We start from the raw sequence: 4,154 nt of genomic DNA on the forward strand, positions 1-4,154 counted from the left end.
CGCGTCGGCCACCGGGCCGAGCGCGGCGGCCAGCGCCACCTCGTGCCCGGGTTCCACGGTGAGCAACGCGGCCACCGACCCGAGCAGGCCGGGCACGTCGTCGGCCGCACCGAGCAGCGAGCCGGCACCGTCCTTGCGGGACAGGCTCATCGACAGCGCGTCCAGGCGCGCCTTCTCCGAGGCGATCTCGCGTTCCGCGGTCCGTTCGGCCTTGACCAGCTCCTCCACCCGGGCCTTGGCGGCCGTGTTCGCCTCCACCGCGCGGTCGTGCCGCTCGCGCAGGGTCGCGTCGTCGGAGTCCTCGACACCGCCCTCGGCGCGGGCCTGTTCCAGCTCCTCCGAGGCGGCCTCGGCACGGGCCACGGCCTCCTCGATGCCGCTGGTGAGGCGTTCGACCTCGTCGGCGGTGGCGGTGCTCTTGCTGCGCAGCGCGTCGACCTGGCCGGAGAGCTTGGCGATGCCCTCCCGCCGGTCGGCGATGGCCCGGACGGCGGCCAGGTGCGCCCGTTCGGCCGCCTGTACCCGCTGTTCGAGCTGTTCCCGACGCTCGACGGTCTCCGACAGCAGCGCGCGGGCCTGCGCCACGCCCTCGCCCAGTTCCTCCTCGCGGGCGGCGGCCTCCTCGGCCTCGGCGAGCAGTTCCTCCGGGTCCCGCCCGGTGCCGCCGGTGTCCACCTCGGCCGAGAGGTGCCGCCTGCGCTCCACCGCCAGCCGCACCGTGCCGCGCAGCCGCTCCGCCAGCGACGACAGCTTGTACCAGGTGTCCTGGGCGGCGGTGAGCTTCGGCGCGTCCTCGGCGAGCACGGCCTCCAGTTCGGTCTGTTCGGAGGTCGCCGCCTCCAGGGTCTGTTCGACCTCGGCGCGACGGGCACGGGCCGCCTTCTCGTCGGCCTCCTCCTTCTCGATCTGGGTGCGCTGGGTGACCAGGTCGTCGGCGTACAGCCGCAGCCGGGCGTCCCGCAGCTCCGCCTGCACCACCTGGGCCCGGCGCGCGATCTCGGCCTGTTTGCCGAGCGGCTTGAGCTGGCGTTGCAACTCGGTGGTGAGGTCGTTCAGCCGGTCCAGGTTGCCCTGCATCGCGTTGAGCTTGCGCAGGGCCTTCTCCTTGCGCTTGCGGTGCTTGAGCACCCCGGCGGCCTCCTCGATGAAGGAACGCCGGTCCTCGGGCTTGGCCTGCAGGATCTCGGAGAGTTGGCCCTGGCCCACGATGACGTGCATCTCGCGGCCGATGCCGGAGTCGGACAGCAGCTCCTGGATGTCGAGCAGGCGGCACGAACTGCCGTTGATCTCGTACTCACTGGCCCCGTCGCGGAACATGCGCCGCGTGATGGACACCTCGGTGTACTCGATGGGCAGCGCACCGTCGGCGTTGTCGATGGTCAGGGTGACCTCGGCCCGGCCGAGCGGGGACCGTCCGGAGGTGCCGGCGAAGATGACGTCCTCCATCTTGCCGCCGCGCAGATCCTTGGCCCCCTGGGTCCCCATCACCCAGCGCAGCGCGTCGAGCACGTTGGACTTGCCGGATCCGTTCGGCCCGACGACACACGTGATGCCCGGCTCGAAGCGCAGGGTGGTCGCCGACGCGAAGGACTTGAAGCCCTTCATCGTCAAGCTCTTCAGGTGCACGCGGCGTCGACCTTTCGCTCACCGACTTCGGTGTGTCCGATCGGATGATGCTACCCGCGCCGATTTGACGCACGTGGGAGCCGGTGCTCCCGCGTGGCAGGGCGGGCCCCGGAGCGGAGCAGGTCGGCCGCGTCGTCGACATCCGACGGCCGCGTCGCCGTCCGCGCGGACGGCGGTGTCCGGCTTCGCCGGGACGGCCCGCGTCAGCGTTCGACGAAGCCGTCCAGACCACCGCGCGGTTCGGACCACCGCTCGACGACCGTGCGCACCCGGCCCGGCGAGTTCCCGGTACGCAGGATGTCGAGCAGTCGTGCGCAGTCCCGGCCCGGCCCCTCGGCCACGACCTCCACCCGGCCGTCGGGGAGGTTGCGCGCGTGGCCCACCAGGCCGAGTTCGAGGGCCCGGCTGCGGGTCCACCAGCGGAAACCGACGCCCTGCACCGAGCCGTGCACCCACGCCGTCAGACGGGTCGTCCCTGTCTCGTCAGCCACCCCGCCATCGTGCCGCACCACGGTGGTCGGGACCGGTGCGAGGTCCCGTGTGTTGGATTCGCCGCGTGTCCGGGGCGGTGGTAGTGTCCCGCGACACGGCGGTGCCGGGGGACGCCGAATCGATCTCTCGTGCACACGGTGTCTTGTCGAAGGAGTCGGGCATGACGAACTCGTCCGGGGAACCGACGCGGGTCGAACTCGCGCCACCCCGGGAGTCCCCCGGCAGACTGCACCGCACCGGATACCTGGCGCTGACCGCCGCCGGACTGTTGGTGTGTACCGCCTTCGCCGCCGTCGCCCAGGTGGCCGCGCCGGAGGAGGACACCGGCGACCACCGGGCCGCCCCGACGGACGGCCTGACCGACGACAACCGCAGCGGGGGCGGTGGCCCGGAGCTGATCCCCGGACAGGCCGTCCCCGCCGACGCGACCGTCGTCGTGGACGGCGTCCCCGTGACCGGGACCCTGCCGTCGTCCACCGACGCCCCGACCACCGTCGTCCGGGTCGGCGACGACGGTCGGCAGACGACCTCGGTGGTGCCCCCGCCCCCGCAGGACGGGGACGACGAGGACCCCGATACGGGACGGAGTGACGAGTCGACCCCGCCCGACCGCGGCCCCAACCCGACCAACACCGTCCCGTCGGGAACGACAGAGCCCACGGATACGACGTCGACCGACACGGAATCCACCGAGCCCTCCGGTGACGAGTCCGAGGAGACCACGACCACCGGGTCCGATCCCGGGGACGGGGACGGAAACGGGGACCCGACGGAGCAGGGTGGCGGCGGCTCCTCGTCCCCCGCCGCGGCCACGTCGTCCGAGGCAACGCTGTCCGAGGCCACGACCGGGGACGGCACCGGCACCGTGACCGGCACCGTCACGACCCGGACGCCGAACACCACCGGCACCACCGGCGCCACCGGCACGACGACGGTCCCGACCGGCGACACCGGGACCGGCACCGACCGACCGTCCCGGTGACCGGCCGCGCCCGCCCACCCGAGGTGTGCGCGGTCCCCGTCCCGGATCGCCCGGACGGCGCAGTCACGGCCCCCTGAACCGGGACACCCGTCACCCGGCGCCGCTCTTCGGGCATCCGACCGCCCCGCTAACGTCCACCACGAACAGAAGTTCGTTCGTCGCGAGATACCATCCGGGGAAGTGAGCACAAGGGGGTCCGTGGTGGACGAGCCGAGTACCGAGCTGGTGGAGAGCTCCGCACGCCTGCTCGACCTGATCCGCAGCGGAGCGGCCGACACCCGGCCCGCGTTGAGCGCCCGGACCGGTCTCGGCCGCACCGCGATCACCCAGCGCGTCACCACCCTGCTCGACGCGGGCCTGCTGGAGGAGGGCGACCTCAATCCGTCGACCGGTGGGCGGCAGGCGCGCGCGCTCCGGTTCCGCCGGGACGCGGGACGCGTCCTCACCGCCGAACTCGGCGCCACCGGCTACACGGCCGGGGTGACCGACCTGATGGGCGCCGTCCTGACCATGCGGCACTGCGACGTCGACATCGCCCGGGGTCCGGAGGCGGTGCTGTCCGAGGTCGAGTCGACACTCGACGAGCTGCTCACCGGCATCGGCGGCGCCGCGGAGGACGTCTGGGGGGTCGGCCTGGGCCTGCCCGGGCCGGTCGAGTTCGCCACGGCGCGCCCGTCCGAGCCGCCGATCATGCCGGGATGGAACAACTACCCGGTGCGCGAACGGCTCGGCGCACGGTACGACGCCCCGGTGTGGGTGGACAACGAGGTCAATCTCCTGTGCCTCGGGGAGCTGCGCACCCCCGGGGCGGCGGTCGACCTGGGCGACCTGCTCTACGTCAAGGTCGGGACGGGGATCGGTGCCGGTGTCAGCCACGCCGGGCACCTGCACCGGGGCGCGCAGGGCTGTGCGGGCGACATCGGGCACGCCGCGGTGTCCGACGACAACGCGGTGGTGTGCCGGTGCGGAAAGACGGGATGTCTGGAGGCCGTCGCCGGGGGCGCGGCGCTGGCGCGGGACGGGACGGAGCTGGCCCGGTCCGGGGCGAGCCCCG

Annotated in this window: 4 protein-coding genes; 2 read left to right on the forward strand and 2 right to left on the reverse strand. The window is 73.4% G+C overall.

All coding sequences use genetic code 11. The annotated features are described in order from the left end of the window. Together ACTIR_RS0100345 and ACTIR_RS0100350 are read right to left on the reverse strand one after the other, a co-directional pair. The coding region (locus ACTIR_RS0100345) for a chromosome segregation SMC family protein (protein ID WP_026452795.1) at positions 1-1,626 on the reverse strand (1,626 nt) is incomplete at its 3' end. A 203-nt stretch (positions 1,627-1,829) separates the two neighbouring features. Continuing rightward, positions 1,830-2,117 carry an acylphosphatase gene (locus tag ACTIR_RS0100350; RefSeq protein ID WP_233345787.1) on the reverse strand — a complete coding sequence of 96 codons (288 nt, stop codon included), beginning with the start codon at positions 2,115-2,117 and terminating at the stop codon, positions 1,830-1,832. Between the two features lie 161 nt (positions 2,118-2,278). On the opposite strand from ACTIR_RS0100350, the gene ACTIR_RS0100355 reads away from it, so the two are divergent. Together ACTIR_RS0100355 and ACTIR_RS0100360 are read left to right on the forward strand one after the other, a co-directional pair. Beyond that, entirely contained in the window at positions 2,279-3,100 is an 822-nt protein-coding gene (locus ACTIR_RS0100355) for a hypothetical protein (RefSeq protein ID WP_026452797.1), read from the forward strand. Between the two features lie 201 nt (positions 3,101-3,301). Beyond that, a partial coding sequence (locus tag ACTIR_RS0100360; RefSeq protein WP_026452798.1) for an ROK family protein occupies positions 3,302-4,154 on the forward strand: 853 nt, incomplete at its 3' end.

Source organism: Saccharomonospora iraqiensis subsp. iraqiensis (genome assembly GCF_000430445.1).
Taxonomy (GTDB): domain Bacteria; phylum Actinomycetota; class Actinomycetes; order Mycobacteriales; family Pseudonocardiaceae; genus Saccharomonospora; species Saccharomonospora iraqiensis.